The following is a 14,779-nucleotide window of genomic DNA, read 5'->3' as shown; positions in this document are numbered from 1 at the left end:
ACGGGTTGATGCGTGGTCCGCAGAGTAGATATGAGCGTCCGTCAGTCGACGGTTGAATCGATCGCAGCCAACGCCGATCGCTCGCTCGGAACATAGCTCGCTAAGTAGACCGGTCGATAGATTGATCTGAAGCAGACAAGAAGAGAGAGTCAAAAGGTAGATCGCAGCTAAGGCTGCTAGGTAGCAGGGCAGATGCATAAATAGATAGCAACATCGATGCGTGCGCCGGTAGATAGATCAGTAGCAAACATAGAAGCGAGAAGGATAGCTAGATTGATCGATAGCGCGATAGCTCGCTCGATGTGAAGTTCGATGGAGCCATGAGGGATAGCGTAGATAGGTCTATCGATAGGTCGATCAGTAGGCGAGAAGTTAGGTGGTAGGGGACCTTACTCGATCTTGTCAAGGGTATTGAGAAGGGAGGGTGATCGTATGCAGCATGGTGTTATAGATAGATAGGTCACAGGGTGTAATCTAAGTGTGTCATATCGCGCATACGATAGAGAGGTCTATCGATAGGCTTCCCAGGTCAAGGGTCAGTCTTGCTGGCTTGTCGGCGAAGGTCGTCAAGGTCACGCGGGCTCCGTGGTTGGTCGCGAAACCGAAGGCGGCTGGTCGGGAGTTGCCGGAGGCATCGCGAGTGATGGGAACGCCCCCGGTTTCGGCGATGAGTTGGTCGCAGGTCTGGAATCGCTCATTCAGGCCGCCCAGCGCTACGCCCAGGAGCACCAGGACCTGCGCGTGCCCTTTGGCTACCGCACCCCCGCCGACTGGTCCCCGACCGACTTCCCGCTGGGAGTGTGGGTCACCGACTGCCGTCGGCACTACAACGTCGGTCGTCTGGACACCGATCGCGTAGCTCAGCCCCAGACGCTCGGCATGGTCTGGTCGCACTCCGACGCCAGCTTTGAAGAGGGCCTGGCCGCACCCGTGGACTCCGTAGTCGGCGAGTACCCGGTAAGTCGCTGGCTGAAGAACCAGCGGGCGGCCGCACGCCGGGCCGCCGAGCTCGAACGCTGCTGCATCGAGGGCCTGCCCGAGCCGGAGGGCGGCACGGCTCTCCTGACTGACGAGCGGCGTCAGGCGCTGGACGACATCGACCCTGGCTGGAGTCCGGCGTGGAGCGCCGGCTGGCAGCGCGCCTTCCAGCTGGCCTGGCCGCACATCAAGGCCGGCGGCGCTCTGCCCGACAAGACCGGTGTGGCCATCGCGGACGGCGAGGATCTGGGCAAGTGGGCCGCCGCCCAGCGCACCGGCTTGGCCGGGCTGACGCGACTCAGCAGTGGATGCTCACCAGCATGCTGGACGTCACCGCCGAGCCGGCCAAGCGCACCCGGTCCCGTGCCGCCTGCCGGACTAGCAAGCGGCACGGGCAGTTGGGCGGACCTGAGCGGAGTCGCCACCACCGAGCACGTCCCAACAGCGAGGCCGTGAGGCTGAGTGCCTGGGGCAGTCAGCAGCGCGTGGAGGCCGCCAAACTCGCGCCTGAGCGGGTGAAGGAGCTGTCGACCCTCGGGATGCGGTGGTCATGAGGGGAGGAACCGGGATGCGACCGGCCCGGCGTGAGAGCCGACAGTCGTGACGAGGAGCGGTGTGTGTGCGGAGCGGGGTGGGTAGCTCCCTGAGATAGCGAAGAAGGCAAAGCAGCGGAGGAAGCGCCCTTCCCCTCCTCCAGCGTCCGGCATCACCAGGCAGCGTTTGATGGATGGCTTAGCCGGGCCGGACGGGACACGCGTCCGGTTCGCCCGTCCTGAAGACAGTGTCCGCTTCGGTGAGTTGCTGACCTTGGCCACGGACGAGATCGAGCAAGCGCACGTCGGCGGAGTGGCGGCAGGCAAGTACGGCGAGGATTGCAGGACAGGCTGGTGGAGCGGGCGCGGGTGTTACTGACCTCTGCGCTTCAGGTGACGCTCGTTTCGTCTTCCGGAGCACTGTCGCCTGGACTGCGAGTGTATGAGCTTGATCCCTTTTCGTTCTGGCCGCTGGTAGGTGGTGCAGAGGCAGCTCAGGATGGGGGAGTGAAGTCACGCACCACATCCCGCAGGGGGCAGTCGGACCCGGTAGCTGAGTCGGTTGCCGTCTACAGCGGCCACGCCGACGATTACGCGGCTGTGCATGCTCCGAAGATGGCGGATCGTGTTGAGCGGTTCGCGGGCTCCTTGCCTGTGCCCTCGCTGATCCTTGACGCAGGGTGTGGTCCGGGCCGTGACCTTGCGAGGTTTCGGAAGCACGGGCATGTAGTGCGTGGTGTTGACCTTAATTCGGAGTTCGTGGCGATGGCCAACGCCCATGCGCCTACCTCTGAGTGTGACCTGCGTGAGGTCGGGTCGCGGTTCCCGGCCGGAATGTTTGATGGGATCTGAGCCTCCGCGTCGCTCGTCCACCTCGACGTGGTGGATGCGGTGGATGTGCTGGGGCAGTTCGCCGGACTACTGCGGCCCGGGGGCCGGATATACGTGTGTCTGAGTGCCACCGGCCGTACAGGCTGGCTCGATGAACCGGACGGCCGACGGTGGTACACCGTGTGGGACCCAGATGAGTTCGCCGCCGCGGTGGCCAGGGCGGGCTTCACGATCGACGGTGTCGACCGGGGGCCGTACGTAGAGGTCTGGGCGACCCGCGGCGGCTGACTTGCAGGGTTCGGTGGTGTCCTGGAAGTCAGGCGGACTGCATTGAGGGGGTGCGTCAACCGGATAGGGACGGCCTGACCACTCCTGGTGGAGGATCTCGCTCGTCACGGTGTTCTTGGGGTGTCTAGGGCCAGGCCGGTGCCGGCTATGAAACCGTTGAGGACCTCGGGACGGTACTGGAGGCGTTTGAGCCGTTGGCGGACGATGACCTCCAGATGATCGAGGGCCATGACGGCGAGGTTGGCCAGGCTGTGCTTGATGTGCGCCCACACGCCCTGTACCGCCAACACCCTGGCAGCATCAGGGCTTTCACGAAAGTCACCCTGACGGGCCGAAGTCAGTAACCGAGCTTTTGGTGCGGGCGGCTGCTGGCGGGCGGCTCCAGGACGGTGCTCTGGCCCTGTTCCTTCCGCTGGTCGCTGAGGGCAGGGATGGCGCCCTCGGGGATGCGCTACACAGACATACACCCTGCCCTCCGCTCGCCCCGACGTCGACTGGGAGCAGCTGCGGACTGTCGGCAAAGGCGAACGTTCACCGCTCGTGGCCCTGGCATGAGGCCGGCACGTTCCAGCCGTGACGCAGGGCGAAAACGGTGAAATGGCGCAATCTTCTCAAAAGTTGACCCACGGAAAGGCCGCGTAGGCGGCCGATCTCAAGGTCGCCGGTATGGCGCGATGTTCGACCCCCTGGTAGGCCGTCAGAACGGCATACAGGCCATCTCGGCTGCTGCGAACCAGCGTTGAGTGCTCCATTCGTGTGACCGCACCAGCTGAAGGCCCTGCCGCAGCAGGCGGCGGGCCCTCGGCGCTTCTCGGCTCAGGGAGTCGATGCGGAGCCTGTGAGGCATCTTTACGGCGTAAAGAGCCGGGGGTGCGGTCGGGGCGGCGCCGTGCTCGTTAAGCTCCAGCCCGAGACTCAATCACCAGCCCCACCCCCCAGGGGCGGCGAACGGCCGGCGCGCAGAACGACGGACTCTCCGCAGAAGAACGACGGAAAGAGAACGAAGCCGAGCGTCAAGCAGCCTCAGGCGGTGCCGCTGGTAACACCGCCAGCGTGCTGGATGAACGCGCGAGGGGCTTCGCGAGGGCGCGTGGGGCGGCGCCGAGCATTACGTCGTAATAGTGCCGAGGCTGCTGGGTGGGGCTGGTTGCTGACTGCCCGTCACGAGGGCGGCGTCAGCCGGGGGTATTACGACGTAATAGCGCGGGGCTGTGGCGCCACACAGGAGAACCGACTTAACTAACGTGTTGATACTCGCCATTGGCTGCATAGTTAGTAAGGTGTCCGGTATGAGTTCTTCAGCCTCCTCCAGCGACCGGGAAAAGGTCGTCTCCAAACTGCCGGGATGGCTCCGGCAGGACATCAAGGTACGTGCAGCCCAGCACGGCGTCGAGATCCAGCACGCCGTGGAACAGGGCATCGAGGCATGGACCCAACTGGCCGCCACTCCTGCGTCGGTGGTCACCACGAACGCCGATAGCTTTGCCACCTTCCTGCCGGTAGGGCAGTGGGACCAGTTCAAGGGGATCTGTGCGGATCGCAGGGTCTCCCTGACCCAGGGTCTCGCTCAGTCCGTCCAGCTCTGGCTCGACAAGAACCCTCCTCCGCACGTCGAACGCCCCGCCCATGTGCGTCGCCGCATCGTCTGCAACCAGAAGGGCGGCGTGGGAAAGACCACCGTTGCCGCCGGCCTGGGAGCGGCATTTGCCGAGGACAGCAACCAGCTCCATCCTGTGTGCGTCAACAAGTACCTGGTTCGTCTGCTGGAGGAACTTAACGAGGCAGGTGAGGGCCAGAACTTGGAGAGCCTGGAAATCGAGGAGCTGCCTGGCCTCGGTAGGCGGGTGCTCCTGATCGACTTCGACCCGCAGCGTCACCTGACGGTGCAACTCGGCCAGCAGGAAATCCCTCTGGACGCGGACAGCCTCGGCAAGTACATGTCGGGGGAGGCCAAGGGCGACATCCGCGACCTCATCATCCCCATCAAGGAAGATCGTTACGGTGGCCGCCTCGACCTCCTCCCTGGCTGCCAGGACGGATTCCTCCTGGACGTGAGCCTTTCCCGGACACGTGCCCGCGAGGGCGCCCTGGAACGTGCCCTCGCACCTATCGAGGAGGACTACGACGAAATCATCGTGGACTGCCCGCCGAGCCTGGGGCTCAGCATGGACGCCGCGATCTACTACGGGCGGCGCCGCGAAAGCGAGGGCCCCGAGAACTCCGGCGTGCTCATCGTCGTGGAGGCGGAAGACAGCTCAGCCGACGCGTACGACCTGCTGACGTCTCAGATCGAGGATCTGCGCGACGACCTGGGTATTGAGATCGATTACCTCGGGATCGTCGTCAACAAGTACTCCCCCGGCAAGGGATTCATCGCGACCTCCTCTTTGAAGAACTGGATGGACGTGAAGGACCCACGCGTCGTGGCCGTCGTCCCGCAGCTCAGCGAGCAGCTCAAGGCTGTCCGCCGCAAGCAGACACTGCTGACGTTCGCCCCTACCTGCGAGCAGGCCGTGGCAATGCGCGCTATGGCTCGGGAGATCTCGTGAGCAAGTCCGTAGCGGAGCAGATGGGCCGCGGTGCCTCCTTCAGCAAGGCCCGGTCGGTCAGCGCCCGGCGCGCGGCCGTGGCCGCCATTACCGGCGCCCCCACCGAGGGGGTAGTGCCCACTGATGTCGACGTCAGCCTGATCAGTCCCAACCCGGACAACCCCCGCAGCGAACTTGGCGATGTCAGCGACCTCGGCGCGAGCTTGCGTGACCACGGCCAGAAGGTCGCCGTGACCATCATGAACCGCGACGCCTATGTCAAAGCCAACCCAGAGCGCGAGGGGGAGCTGGAAGAGGGCACTCTCTACGTCGTCATCGATGGCAGCAGCCGGCTGTTCGCCGCGCGCGAGGCTGGCGTGCCACGGCTCAAGGTGATGGTCGATGACGACATGGGCACGGACGCCGACGAACTTCTCGAGTCAGCCCTGGTCGCCAACATCCACCGCCAAGACCTGTCCGAGATGGATGAAGCCCGTGCCTTGCAGCGCCTTCTGAAGATCCATGGCACACAGAGCGCGGTGGCTCAGCGTCTTCACCGCTCCCAGGGATGGGTTTCCCAGAGGATTGCCCTGCTGGGGCTCACCGAGGAACTTCAAGGCCTCGTCGGGCAGGAACGCATCGACCTGCTGCGCCAAGTCGGCACCAAGCCGCCACACGAGCAGGCGGCGGCGCTGGCCCGGCTCAAAGAACAGCGCAAGGCTAAGGAGAAGCCCAAGAGGAATCAGTCAGCGCCACCAGCCCCTCCAGAGACGTCCAACAAGCCCGCCGATTATTACGACGTAATAGACGGCAAGGACCGACCGAACCCCGAAAGTCAGGACCCCCCGCCGCCACCCACCGTCGGTGTCCCCGCCACCCGGACGGTGAGTCCCACGGCGGTGCCAGAGGCCGAGGAAGCTGCCGGGCTGCCGGTACCTCGGAGACAGAAAACGTCTCCGGCAGCGGTGGATGAGGGCCTGCTCCTCGACGTGGACGGGGATGCGGAGGACGTCGCGCAGTTGCTCATCGAACGCCTGGCCCCTGCGGTCCTGATCCAAGTGACAGTGTTGTTGCAGCAGCACAACCGCGAGACGGTTAAGAGCCGTCCCGCAGCACAGGCTTCCTGAGCCAGCGACCCGGTGCCGCTCCCTCTCCGGGCCAAGGCGGGGGAGCGGGGCGGGGGAGCGTAGTGGGTAAAGGCCAGCCCCGTTGGGGCGGTTACCGGAGCCCTTCCGCCACCTCGCCGGGTGGTTTGAAGCATGCTCTCTTGCGCCTGCACGAATCTGGCGATGGGATGTGCGGGTCGTCGTGACTTTGGGCGTCGGCGCCCAGGCTGGATTCCGCGGCAGGTCGGCCGCGCGTCGTATTCGCAGCCCCTGCGAGCAGGTCCCTCCCCCCATTCTCGCCCAGGCCCGCATCTTCAGTCCTGGCGCGCACAACCGGATCACACTAGACCTACCCGCATAGCCGGTAGAGCTCTCGCCACCGGTGAGAAGGCGCAGCTACTGAACTTGAATGCGTGATGTCGGCTTGGTCGTGGTCATCTGTCCATGGTCAGGCCAGTGCCTGCGAGGCAGTGTCGCTGCACACGGCACGGCAGCTAAGGATGAAGGCGTCGACGGCGTCGTCAACCAGTTGGGTGTGCGGCCGGGCGACACCGATCTGGCTGGGACTGACGCCCGTCACGGGCCGGTAGACGACGTCCGGGCGCTGGTAGAAGCGGGCGGTCGCCTCGGGAGTGAGGCTGATGCCCTGGCCGTGGGCGATCGCGTTGAGCCATTCATCGGGGTGGTGCGCGACCGCGCCGATACGCACCGGGTGACCCTCGCGCTCATCGGCCGCGAGCCAGTAGTCGCGCCACTCCCCTGACTCGGCGGGGGTCGCAACGAACGGTTCGTCGTACAGATCCTGGAACTGGATCCGGTCCTCCGCTGCGAGGCGATGCCCCGCAGGCAGGGCGATCCAGCGTGGCTCGGTCAGCAGCACCTCGACTTCGAGGTCGCTCTGCGCGGGCACTGGCAGGCGCAGCAGCGCCACGTCGACCTCGCCGGTGGCCAGCCCGGCGGTGGGGTCGGTCCATTCGGTCTGCCGCATCTGGACCCGCCAGCCGGGCCGCCGCCGGGCGAAGTCGGCGATGATCGGCTGGGTGCGCTCATTGGCGGCGCTGGCCACGAAGCCGACCCGTAGCGTGCGTGCGGCCCGTGTCGTGGCGGCCCGGGTGACGCGCAGCGCACGCTCCCAAGCGGTCAGCACGGCGCCGGCGTGGGCGGCCAGAGCCTCGCCGGCCTCGGTGGGGGCCATCCCGGCGCGGGAACGGACGAACAGGTCCACTCCCAGCTGGGCTTCCAGCTGCCGTATCTGCTTCGTCAGCGCGGGCTGTGAGATGTACAGACGCTCGGCAGCCCGCGTGAGGTTGCCTTCCTCGACCACGGCGGCGAAGTACCTCAACTGACGGGTGTCGATATCCATGCCGCCAGGTTATGGAAGCGGGTATTGGACGACTACAGCGGCCCGGCGAGATCGTTGATCACGCGACCGGGACAGCCCGGTACCGAACCCGCCGGGGAGCATCCAGATGACGACGAGTGAAGCCGTGTCCGACCCCAAGGTCGAGGCCATCACCCACTTCTTCTCCGCCTACGCCGCCAACGACGTCAAAGAGATGAGCGTGGTCCTGGCTCCGGACATCGAGTGGACCATCCCGGGCCACCACCCTCTGTCGGGCACCAAGCACGGACTCGACGAAGTGGTCAGCTTCTTCGACCAGCTCGGCAAGGCGGGCTTCCAGGCCGAACCCGTGTTTCTCGGCAGCAACGGCGAGTACGTCGTCGACATCCACCGAGGCTGGACGACCCAAGGCGTGGGCCAGGTCGACACGATGTGGGCACTGGTATGGCACTTCGACGCCGACGGCCAGGTCGATCGAGTGGTCAACCTCAGCGGCGACCAGCACCAGATGGACAACTACGTCTGGGCCAACTTCCCGCTGGCACCCCTTCCAGCCCGCCTCGCCCGATGACAGAAGGAAACAGCATGAAAATCATTGTGATCGGAGCAACCGGCACCATCGGCCGTGCGGTCGCAGACGCGCTGGAGACCGAGCATGAGGTGATACGGGCTTCACGCGACAGCAGGCCACGGGTCGATCTGGAGATACCGGCCTCCATCGACGCCCTTTTCGACACCGTCGGCAAGGTGGACGCGGTCATCTGCTGCGCGGCCAGCGGTCAGCTGACTCCGCTCACATCCCCTGCCGACGACGAGTTCACTCTCGGTCTGAAAGGCAAGCTGCTGGGACAGGTGAAGCTGCTACGCCGGGCCCTGGACCACGTGCAGGACGGCGGGTCCATCACGCTCACCAGCGGCATCTTCCAAGAGCCCACGCCAGGCAGCTCGTTCGGCGCTCTGGTCAATGCCGGACTGGAGGCGTTCGTCCGGGCGGCAGCCATCGAAATGCCCCGCGGGGTAAGGGCGAACGTCGTCAGCCCAGGGTGGGTGAAGGAGACGCTCGAAAAGCTCGGTATGGACAACGGTGGAGGCACGCCGTTGAGCGACGTCGCCCACACCTACATCGAAGTTGTCACAGGAGAGATGCAGGGACAGACCTTGACCCCTCTCCTCCGCTGACAGCCGGAGCGTCGACAAACGAGCGGGACGCCGCTACTGAACCGGCTTGGTTTGGCGTCAGCCGTCCATGGCCAGGCCAGTACCCGCAAGGCAGCCGTCGATGAGGTGCGGACAGTACTGGGTCTTCTTGAGGCTGCGCTTCACTGCGGTGGCAAGATGGTCGAGGTTCGCGGCGGCGAGATTGCCGATGGTCCGTTTCACCAGTGACCAGATGCCTTCCTGCGGGTTGAGATCGGGTGCGTAGACGGGAAAGTGGAAGACGGTCAGCCACTCCTCGTTCGCGGCGATGAACTCCTTCATCTGCGGCATGAGGTGAGTGCGTGGTTGTCGGCTTCGTAGACACGGATGTCGGCTTCCGGGCGGCCGGCCAGGCCCGTCCGCCATCGCACCAGGTCGTTGGCGACGGTGACCTGGTAGTCGCGTCCTCCTTGGAGGGTGAGCATCGGCTTGCTGAGTCCGGCCGCGATCGCGACCGGGTCGTAGTCACGCAGTTCGAGCCAGTACGGCGCGGACAGGCCGAACGGCAGATCCGCTGCGGGGGTCGAGGGCGTGAGCTCCGCGCTGTCGACCAGGGTGGCCTGCCGCTGGAAGGTCTCGATGACCGCGGGTGGGACCTGGTCGGGAAGCACGCCGGCGAGGTGGCTGACGACGCGAACAGCGGCGTGGTGCATCGGCTGCGTGTCACCGGCCATGATCACCAGGCCCGCCACCGTGGGTGCGGCGACGGCGACGGCGGGGGCGACCTTGCCGCCCATGCTGTGGCCGAGGACCAAGACCCGCCCGGGGTCCACCGAGGGGTGGCTACGGAGCAGGCCGACCGCGTCGACGGCATGCGGCACGTATTCCTGCGTCATCGTCAGGTCCGATGCCGCGGCCACATCGCGGTGGGCGTATGTCGCCTTGTCGAAGCGCAGCACCGTCGTCCCGCGGCTGGCGAGCCCCCAGGCCAGGTCCTTGAGCGGTTTGTTCGGCCCGCTGGTCTCGTCGCGGTCGAACGGCCCGCCACCGGCGAGCAGCACCACGCCGGGACGGGAGCCTGCCCGCGGGGGACGCTCACCGTGCCTGACACCGCGAGTGGGCCGGTGCCGACGGTGACCTCGTGCTCGCTGAAGCGGCCGGGCTCGGCATAGGGCGGTGGCATCCAAGCGAGTTCGCCGAGCCCACCGAAGAGCTCACCGACACCTGCAGCTGAGTCGCGAAATGATTCACTGCTAATCCAGTCGACACTCACGCGGCTGGCACCCGAAGATGATCGAATGGATGACCTGCCCGATCCGGCCGCGCTCGGCGCTGCAATCCGCCGTTATGTCTCCGTTGACCGCCGCCATCTCGAACTGCTCCACGGCAACGTGCAGCAGCGGCGGGTGGAGCCGGCGGAGCGCGCCGCTTTCTTCCGTGAGCTGATCGCGGACTCCGCGCGGGTCGACGACCAGGAGTTCGCCGCGCTCCTTGGACAGTGCTCCGGCTGGCGTGAGCGCCTGGTCGCCGCGTGGATGGCCGGCATCGGCGGCCACACACGGCAACGCCAGCGGATCGGCGAGTTGCTTATCGAGAGTCGCCAGACCTACGCCGGTCAGGGCTACTGCTTCGCGCTGGCCTGCTTCGGCACGTCGGCAGACGCTCAGATCCTCTGCGACTACCTCGACCAGTATCTGCGCCGGCCCGATCTCCACTACGACCAGCACTGGGCCATCGGGGCCCTGCTCGACATCGACACGCAACTCGGCAGCGATTACGCCGAAAGTTTCACCGCTCCGGATGGGCTCTGGCATCAGTGGACGCGCGACAAGTCCCCTGAATACCTCGAAGCCCAGAAGAACTGCGTCGCCGAGCTCCGTGCCCTTGTCGAGAAAGCACGTCAGGCCGACCCAGCAGGCACAGAGCAACGGGCCGTCAGCCTGCCAACTGGATGGGTCCCCATCCCCGGACACGACCGAGCCGTCTTCGAGGCCGAACTCGTGACGGAAGTCTCAGCCGACCTCAAGCCGAGCCACCCGCTCGCGGAGCGTCCGCTGATTGCGGCCGCGCACTGCAGCGAACGAGACCACGTGCTCTTCGAAATCGCCGAGAACCCGATCCGCTGGGCGCTGGTCGAGTTGAGCTGGTCGGGACAGCCGGAGCCCGGCATCCGTCCCCACTGGGACTTCTTCGCCTCGGCCGAGACCGCGGCAGCCGGACTTCGGGAACACATGCGATAGCTCGACGGCCTGTCCAAGCACCTGGATCGGGAGGATTTCGACCGCTTCGGTCCGCCCCGAGGTTCTTAGTTGGGTGCGGCTCGTTCTGAGTGAGGTGGTCCTCGGGTTGGCAGGCAGGCGTCCATGGCCGAAGAAACAGGTCGCGCGGTCATTCGACGGCTCTGAGGGTGCTCTTTTCCGCAGAGCCTGGATGTAGGGCATGATCGCGAACATGAGCGAATCGGAACTGGAACGGCTCTCACGGATGTGGGAAGAGCACATGCGCGCGCCATTCCCACCGCACATGCGCGGTCGAGAGATCGAAGGCGAAGACATGGTGTTGCTCGACGCGGAAACCGCCGGCTGTGTCGTCTCGTCGCTGTCAGGGCCCCTTGAAGGGAAGCGCCGCGAGATCCTGCTCGGCTGCCTTGCGGCCATTGAGAAGGTCCTGCCGTCGATCGATGATGACGGCGCGTCCGAGTACTACAAGCACCTGCGGGACATGGCCGCGTTGGCTGCCGAACTGGGGAACACCAACGCCCGGTAGCGTGAAGCGGAGCGGTGGTTCTCAGGCGGTGAGAGCGTATCGGTGCTGGTGAGCCGGATAGAGACGCTGATGTTCGGCGGCGAGATGATGCTCCCAGTAGGCTTCGAGATCGCCATTGGCGCTGACGGCACGGAGTTTCAGGACGGCTTCGGCCCCATCGAGGCCCCAGCGGGCTCCGCTGCTATCGAGTTGGTCGGCGATGAGATGGCGTGCCGCGCCTTCGATGATCCCGGTGGCGATGGGCCACCCGGCCGCGAGGGCCTGGTCGTAGCGCAGGAACTCGGCCTTGGTGCGGAGATAGCGGATACACACGTCGGCTCCACGGCGTTGTTCAGCACTCAACTCGGCCTGGCTGACCTGGGCTTGGATGGCATCGGCGACTTCGACGGCGTCACCGTTCAGGATGGCGAGCGCGTGGGCGGCGACCCAGTCCTCGGCGGCCTGGTCGCCCGCGTGGTGGAAGCACCAGCTCGCCGACCACAGGTATTCGAGCACGTGGACGATGTCGATGACGATGTGCACCTCGATCGCGCGAAGACGGGCCTCGGCCTGGATCAGGTCGAGTTGGTGCTGGGCGCCGTCCACGAGGACGACCCAGCAACGCCGATGACCGTGATCGCGAGCCTCGGCGTGGTCGAAGACCTGCCCGGAGCCGGCTTCGCGAGCCCGTCCGAAGACGGCGGCTTCGAGGAGTTCTTCGAGTTCTGGCCCAGCCGGGCCTCCAGATCCGTGATCCGCGCCCGCGCCGCGGCCAGTTCGCCACGCAGCTCCACCACCAGCGCGGCGAGCTCCTCATACGACGGCGACCGGTCAGCAGACACAACCACCGGACAACACCAAACCAGACACCAAGATCAAACCGGGCGCCACAGACCTATCCAGTTACATCCGAACTACCCAGCTCAAGGACCGGCGAGGCCGATCGCAGGCGAGTTGCTAAAAGTAGTGGGAAACAATCTCGGCGCCTGGGCGTATCCGGGCGTGTCGCGCCGCCAACTCCGGCCTGGTCGCCCGTGAACGGGGCGCCCGGGGCAGGGGACAATGCAGGACATGGATGACGCGTTCACACTCCTCCGGCAGGCCGTCGACCTGCTGCCCGAGGACGCCGTGGCAGAGAACGGCCAGACCGTCGGGGATGTGCGCGAGGACATCGTGCGCGAGGACTGGGGGATGGTGCTCGGCGTTCTCATCGAGATCGGGGATGTCCACCCGGTGTCCGTGGACTTCTGGAGGCTCCTTGCCGAAGCCGCCCAGCAGATGATGCTCGACCGCAGCCGTCGTTGGTGTGAGTGGCGGGGCTGGGAAGTACGGCACGGCACGGTCCGGGCGACCCTCAGCCTGATGGGTGCGGAGGAAGGCCGCCGTCGGACTGCCTTCTCCGCAGACGGTCGGCTCCGGCCGATGTGGGACATCGGCAACCGCACCGCCAACGGGGAACGAGAGCTGAACATCGCGAGGCTGTGGGTGGAGAATGCGCAGGATCTCAGCCCGGGAGAGACCGCCGATGTTCGACTGGCTCCCCTGAGTCCCGAGCAGTGGAGGCACCTGAAGTGTGGCGACGTGATCACCATGCACGAAGCCCGACCTGCCGTCGGCACGGCCATCGTGATCGAGGTCCTGCCGCCGCGCACCTGAGCCCATCGCGTCGCCCCAGATGCGCCGCCAGCCGCTGCCAGCCCGGTTCCCGGGGTGGTACTTTGCCCGGAAATCGCGGGAGGGGCGGCAAGCAGGTGGACAGAGACCGACGGCATGCAGCTGTCGTTGCGCTCCGCGAGCTCGGCCGAAGCCACGACTACCGTGACCGGGCGGATGCCGGTCACGGCCTAGTACTGCAACGGTGCTTGTCGTGACGGGTGGGCAGTTTCTGGTGGTGTGTGGCCGCGTCGTTTGTAGTGGCTGAGGCGGGCCTGGTACTGCCTTTTCCGGCGCCAATGGGACCAGTGCAGGACATGCTCGACGGAGGCGGGCCAGCGGTGGGTGAGGCGGTTGGTCAGGCGTCTGATCTCGGGAAGGCTGAGGCGGATGAGCGGGGAGGATCCGTTTCTGCTTTCTCCGTGTCGAGTTCACGGGCCCGCAGGACAGTCAGGGCGGCGTGGGCGGCCATGGCCAGGGTCATGTGGCGGTGCCAGCCGGGGTAGCGGCGGACCGGGTAGTCGTCCAGGCCGCACTCCTGCTTCGCGCTCTGGAAGCACTCCTCCACCGCCCACCGGCTGCCCGCGACGCGGATCAGTTCGTCGAGGGTGGTGTCGGCGGGGCAGTAGGCAATGTAGTAGGAGATCTCTTCGGGCCGGCGGACGCTGCGGCGGGCAATCACCCAGTGCCGGCGGTCCTCGCGGTGCCACGGGCGGACCTCGACGCGGGCCCAGTCGTAGATCCGCGGACCGTGGGCCCCCTGGCCGCACGAGCGGCGTTTCCACTTCTGCCGGGGAAGGCCCGGGAACAGGTCGTGGACGGGATGGTCGATGGACCAGCGGGTGACGACGGTGTCGTGCCGGGTGGTGGCCATGACGTGGAAGACATCGGCCTGTTCCAGCTCGAAGCGCCAGCCCTTGCTGAAGCCGTAGGCGGCATCCGCCGTCACCCACCCGAACGGGACCTGGTCCGCAATCGCCCGGCGGACCATCGCCTTGGCCATCTCCACTTTCGTGGCGAAGGCGACGCTGTCGTCGATGCCGGCCTGCCGGCACCTGTCCCGGTCGTCGGTCCACGACGCGGGCAGATACAAACGGCGGTCGATCAGCGTGCGTCCGCGACCGGTGGCATAGGCCAGGAACACACCGATCTGACTGTTCTCGGTGCGTCCGGCGGTGCCGGAGTACTGCCGTTGCACGCCGGCCGAGCGGATGCCTTTCTTGAGGAATCCGGTGTCATCAATGATCAGTACGGCATCCCGGTCTCCGAGGTGTTCCACGACGTAGTCGCGCACGTCGTCCAGGACCTCGTCGGCGTCCCACTCGATCCGGTTCAGCAACCGGTGGATCCGGTCAGGGCCCGCATGCCCGGCTTCCTCCGCGAGCGTCCAGCCGTTCTTCCGCTCCAGCGGAGCAATCAGCCCCCGCATATAGGCGAGCGCCGACTGCCGCGGCTCCTCCCGGTTGAACCGGTGCACGAACCGCCCCTGCACTGCATTCAATTCCCCAGCCCACGCCCCGACATCAGCGAGATCCCCACCCATAACCACACCAACGACAAAGCTGCCCACCCGTCACGACAAGCACCGTTGCAGTACTAAGTGGTCGGCTCTCGAAGTCCTTCAGAGGTTGACGCTGA

At 66.0% G+C, this 14,779-nt stretch carries 16 protein-coding genes; 9 read left to right on the top strand and 7 right to left on the bottom strand.

Translation table 11 applies throughout. From position 1 onward, the window contains the following. Positions 1 to 585: 585 nt before the first annotated feature. Both ACIQ8J_RS30695 and ACIQ8J_RS30690 read left to right on the top strand, forming a co-directional pair. Positions 586 to 1,434: a helicase associated domain-containing protein gene (locus ACIQ8J_RS30695; protein ID WP_403276113.1), complete on the top strand. Its 849-nt coding sequence runs from the start codon at positions 586 to 588 to the stop codon at positions 1,432 to 1,434. A 692-nt stretch (positions 1,435 to 2,126) separates the two neighbouring features. Beyond that, entirely contained in the window at positions 2,127 to 2,363 is a 237-nt protein-coding gene (locus ACIQ8J_RS30690; protein WP_403276154.1) for a class I SAM-dependent methyltransferase, read from the top strand. A 371-nt stretch (positions 2,364 to 2,734) separates the two neighbouring features. On the opposite strand, the gene ACIQ8J_RS30685 is transcribed toward ACIQ8J_RS30690, so the two are convergent. After that, a complete protein-coding gene (locus ACIQ8J_RS30685; protein ID WP_403276114.1) occupies positions 2,735 to 2,920 on the bottom strand; it encodes a hypothetical protein in 186 nt (61 codons plus the stop codon). Between the two features lie 999 nt (positions 2,921 to 3,919). On the opposite strand from ACIQ8J_RS30685, the gene ACIQ8J_RS30680 reads away from it, so the two are divergent. Together ACIQ8J_RS30680 and ACIQ8J_RS30675 are read left to right on the top strand one after the other, a co-directional pair. Continuing rightward, positions 3,920 to 5,179 carry a ParA family protein gene (locus ACIQ8J_RS30680; protein WP_403276116.1) on the top strand — a complete coding sequence of 420 codons (1,260 nt, stop codon included), beginning with the start codon at positions 3,920 to 3,922 and terminating at the stop codon, positions 5,177 to 5,179. After that, positions 5,176 to 6,285 carry a ParB/RepB/Spo0J family partition protein gene (locus ACIQ8J_RS30675; protein ID WP_403276117.1) on the top strand — a complete coding sequence of 370 codons (1,110 nt, stop codon included), beginning with the start codon at positions 5,176 to 5,178 and terminating at the stop codon, positions 6,283 to 6,285. The genes ACIQ8J_RS30680 and ACIQ8J_RS30675 overlap by 4 nt, the downstream gene beginning before the upstream one ends. A gap of 427 nt (positions 6,286 to 6,712) precedes the next feature. Here the strand turns inward: ACIQ8J_RS30675 and ACIQ8J_RS30670 are convergent, their stop codons facing one another. Further along, positions 6,713 to 7,627 carry a LysR family transcriptional regulator gene (locus ACIQ8J_RS30670; protein ID WP_403276118.1) on the bottom strand — a complete coding sequence of 305 codons (915 nt, stop codon included), beginning with the start codon at positions 7,625 to 7,627 and terminating at the stop codon, positions 6,713 to 6,715. Between the two features lie 106 nt (positions 7,628 to 7,733). Here ACIQ8J_RS30670 and ACIQ8J_RS30665 point away from each other — a divergent pair, with 106 nt between their 5' ends. Together ACIQ8J_RS30665 and ACIQ8J_RS30660 are read left to right on the top strand one after the other, a co-directional pair. Next, complete coding sequence (locus ACIQ8J_RS30665) at positions 7,734 to 8,177, top strand: nuclear transport factor 2 family protein (protein WP_403276119.1); 444 nt, start codon at positions 7,734 to 7,736, stop codon at positions 8,175 to 8,177. A gap of 14 nt (positions 8,178 to 8,191) precedes the next feature. Continuing rightward, positions 8,192 to 8,785 carry a short chain dehydrogenase gene (locus tag ACIQ8J_RS30660; protein ID WP_403276120.1) on the top strand — a complete coding sequence of 198 codons (594 nt, stop codon included), beginning with the start codon at positions 8,192 to 8,194 and terminating at the stop codon, positions 8,783 to 8,785. A 57-nt stretch (positions 8,786 to 8,842) separates the two neighbouring features. On the opposite strand, the gene ACIQ8J_RS30655 is transcribed toward ACIQ8J_RS30660, so the two are convergent. Both ACIQ8J_RS30655 and ACIQ8J_RS30650 read right to left on the bottom strand, forming a co-directional pair. Then, a complete protein-coding gene (locus ACIQ8J_RS30655; protein ID WP_403276121.1) occupies positions 8,843 to 9,094 on the bottom strand; it encodes a transposase in 252 nt (83 codons plus the stop codon). After that, entirely contained in the window at positions 9,082 to 9,807 is a 726-nt protein-coding gene (locus ACIQ8J_RS30650) for an alpha/beta hydrolase family protein (protein WP_403276122.1), read from the bottom strand. The genes ACIQ8J_RS30655 and ACIQ8J_RS30650 overlap by 13 nt, the downstream gene beginning before the upstream one ends. A gap of 234 nt (positions 9,808 to 10,041) precedes the next feature. Between ACIQ8J_RS30650 and ACIQ8J_RS30645 the strand changes: the two genes are divergently transcribed. Further along, positions 10,042 to 10,983, top strand: coding sequence for a DUF6000 family protein (locus ACIQ8J_RS30645; RefSeq protein WP_403276124.1), 942 nt, complete (start codon positions 10,042 to 10,044; stop codon positions 10,981 to 10,983). Positions 10,984 to 11,182: 199 nt separating this feature from the next. Beyond that, a complete protein-coding gene (locus ACIQ8J_RS30640; protein WP_403276125.1) occupies positions 11,183 to 11,509 on the top strand; it encodes a hypothetical protein in 327 nt (108 codons plus the stop codon). Between the two features lie 21 nt (positions 11,510 to 11,530). Here ACIQ8J_RS30640 and ACIQ8J_RS30635 read toward each other — a convergent pair whose 3' ends face one another. Next, positions 11,531 to 12,094: a hypothetical protein gene (locus ACIQ8J_RS30635; RefSeq protein ID WP_403276126.1), complete on the bottom strand. Its 564-nt coding sequence runs from the start codon at positions 12,092 to 12,094 to the stop codon at positions 11,531 to 11,533. Then, positions 12,064 to 12,336, bottom strand: a complete 273-nt coding sequence (locus ACIQ8J_RS30630) for a DUF6444 domain-containing protein (RefSeq protein WP_403276128.1) — start codon at positions 12,334 to 12,336, stop codon at positions 12,064 to 12,066. Before ACIQ8J_RS30630 ends, ACIQ8J_RS30635 begins: the two co-directional genes overlap by 31 nt. A gap of 223 nt (positions 12,337 to 12,559) precedes the next feature. Here ACIQ8J_RS30630 and ACIQ8J_RS30625 point away from each other — a divergent pair, with 223 nt between their 5' ends. Continuing rightward, on the top strand, positions 12,560 to 13,144 hold the full coding sequence (locus tag ACIQ8J_RS30625) for a hypothetical protein (protein ID WP_403276129.1): 585 nt from the start codon (positions 12,560 to 12,562) through the stop codon (positions 13,142 to 13,144). 355 nt (positions 13,145 to 13,499) lie between these two features. Here the strand turns inward: ACIQ8J_RS30625 and ACIQ8J_RS30620 are convergent, their stop codons facing one another. Next, positions 13,500 to 14,684 (bottom strand): IS701 family transposase, encoded by a 1,185-nt coding sequence (locus tag ACIQ8J_RS30620; protein WP_403276130.1) that lies wholly within the window; start codon positions 14,682 to 14,684, stop codon positions 13,500 to 13,502. Positions 14,685 to 14,779: the final 95 nt, after the last annotated feature.

It is taken from the genome of Streptomyces sp. NPDC094147, assembly GCF_044764265.1.
Classification (GTDB): Bacteria; Actinomycetota; Actinomycetes; order Streptomycetales; family Streptomycetaceae; genus Streptomyces.
The sequence above is the reverse complement of the archived record's forward strand: the minus strand, read 5'-3'. Positions and strand labels throughout refer to the sequence as shown.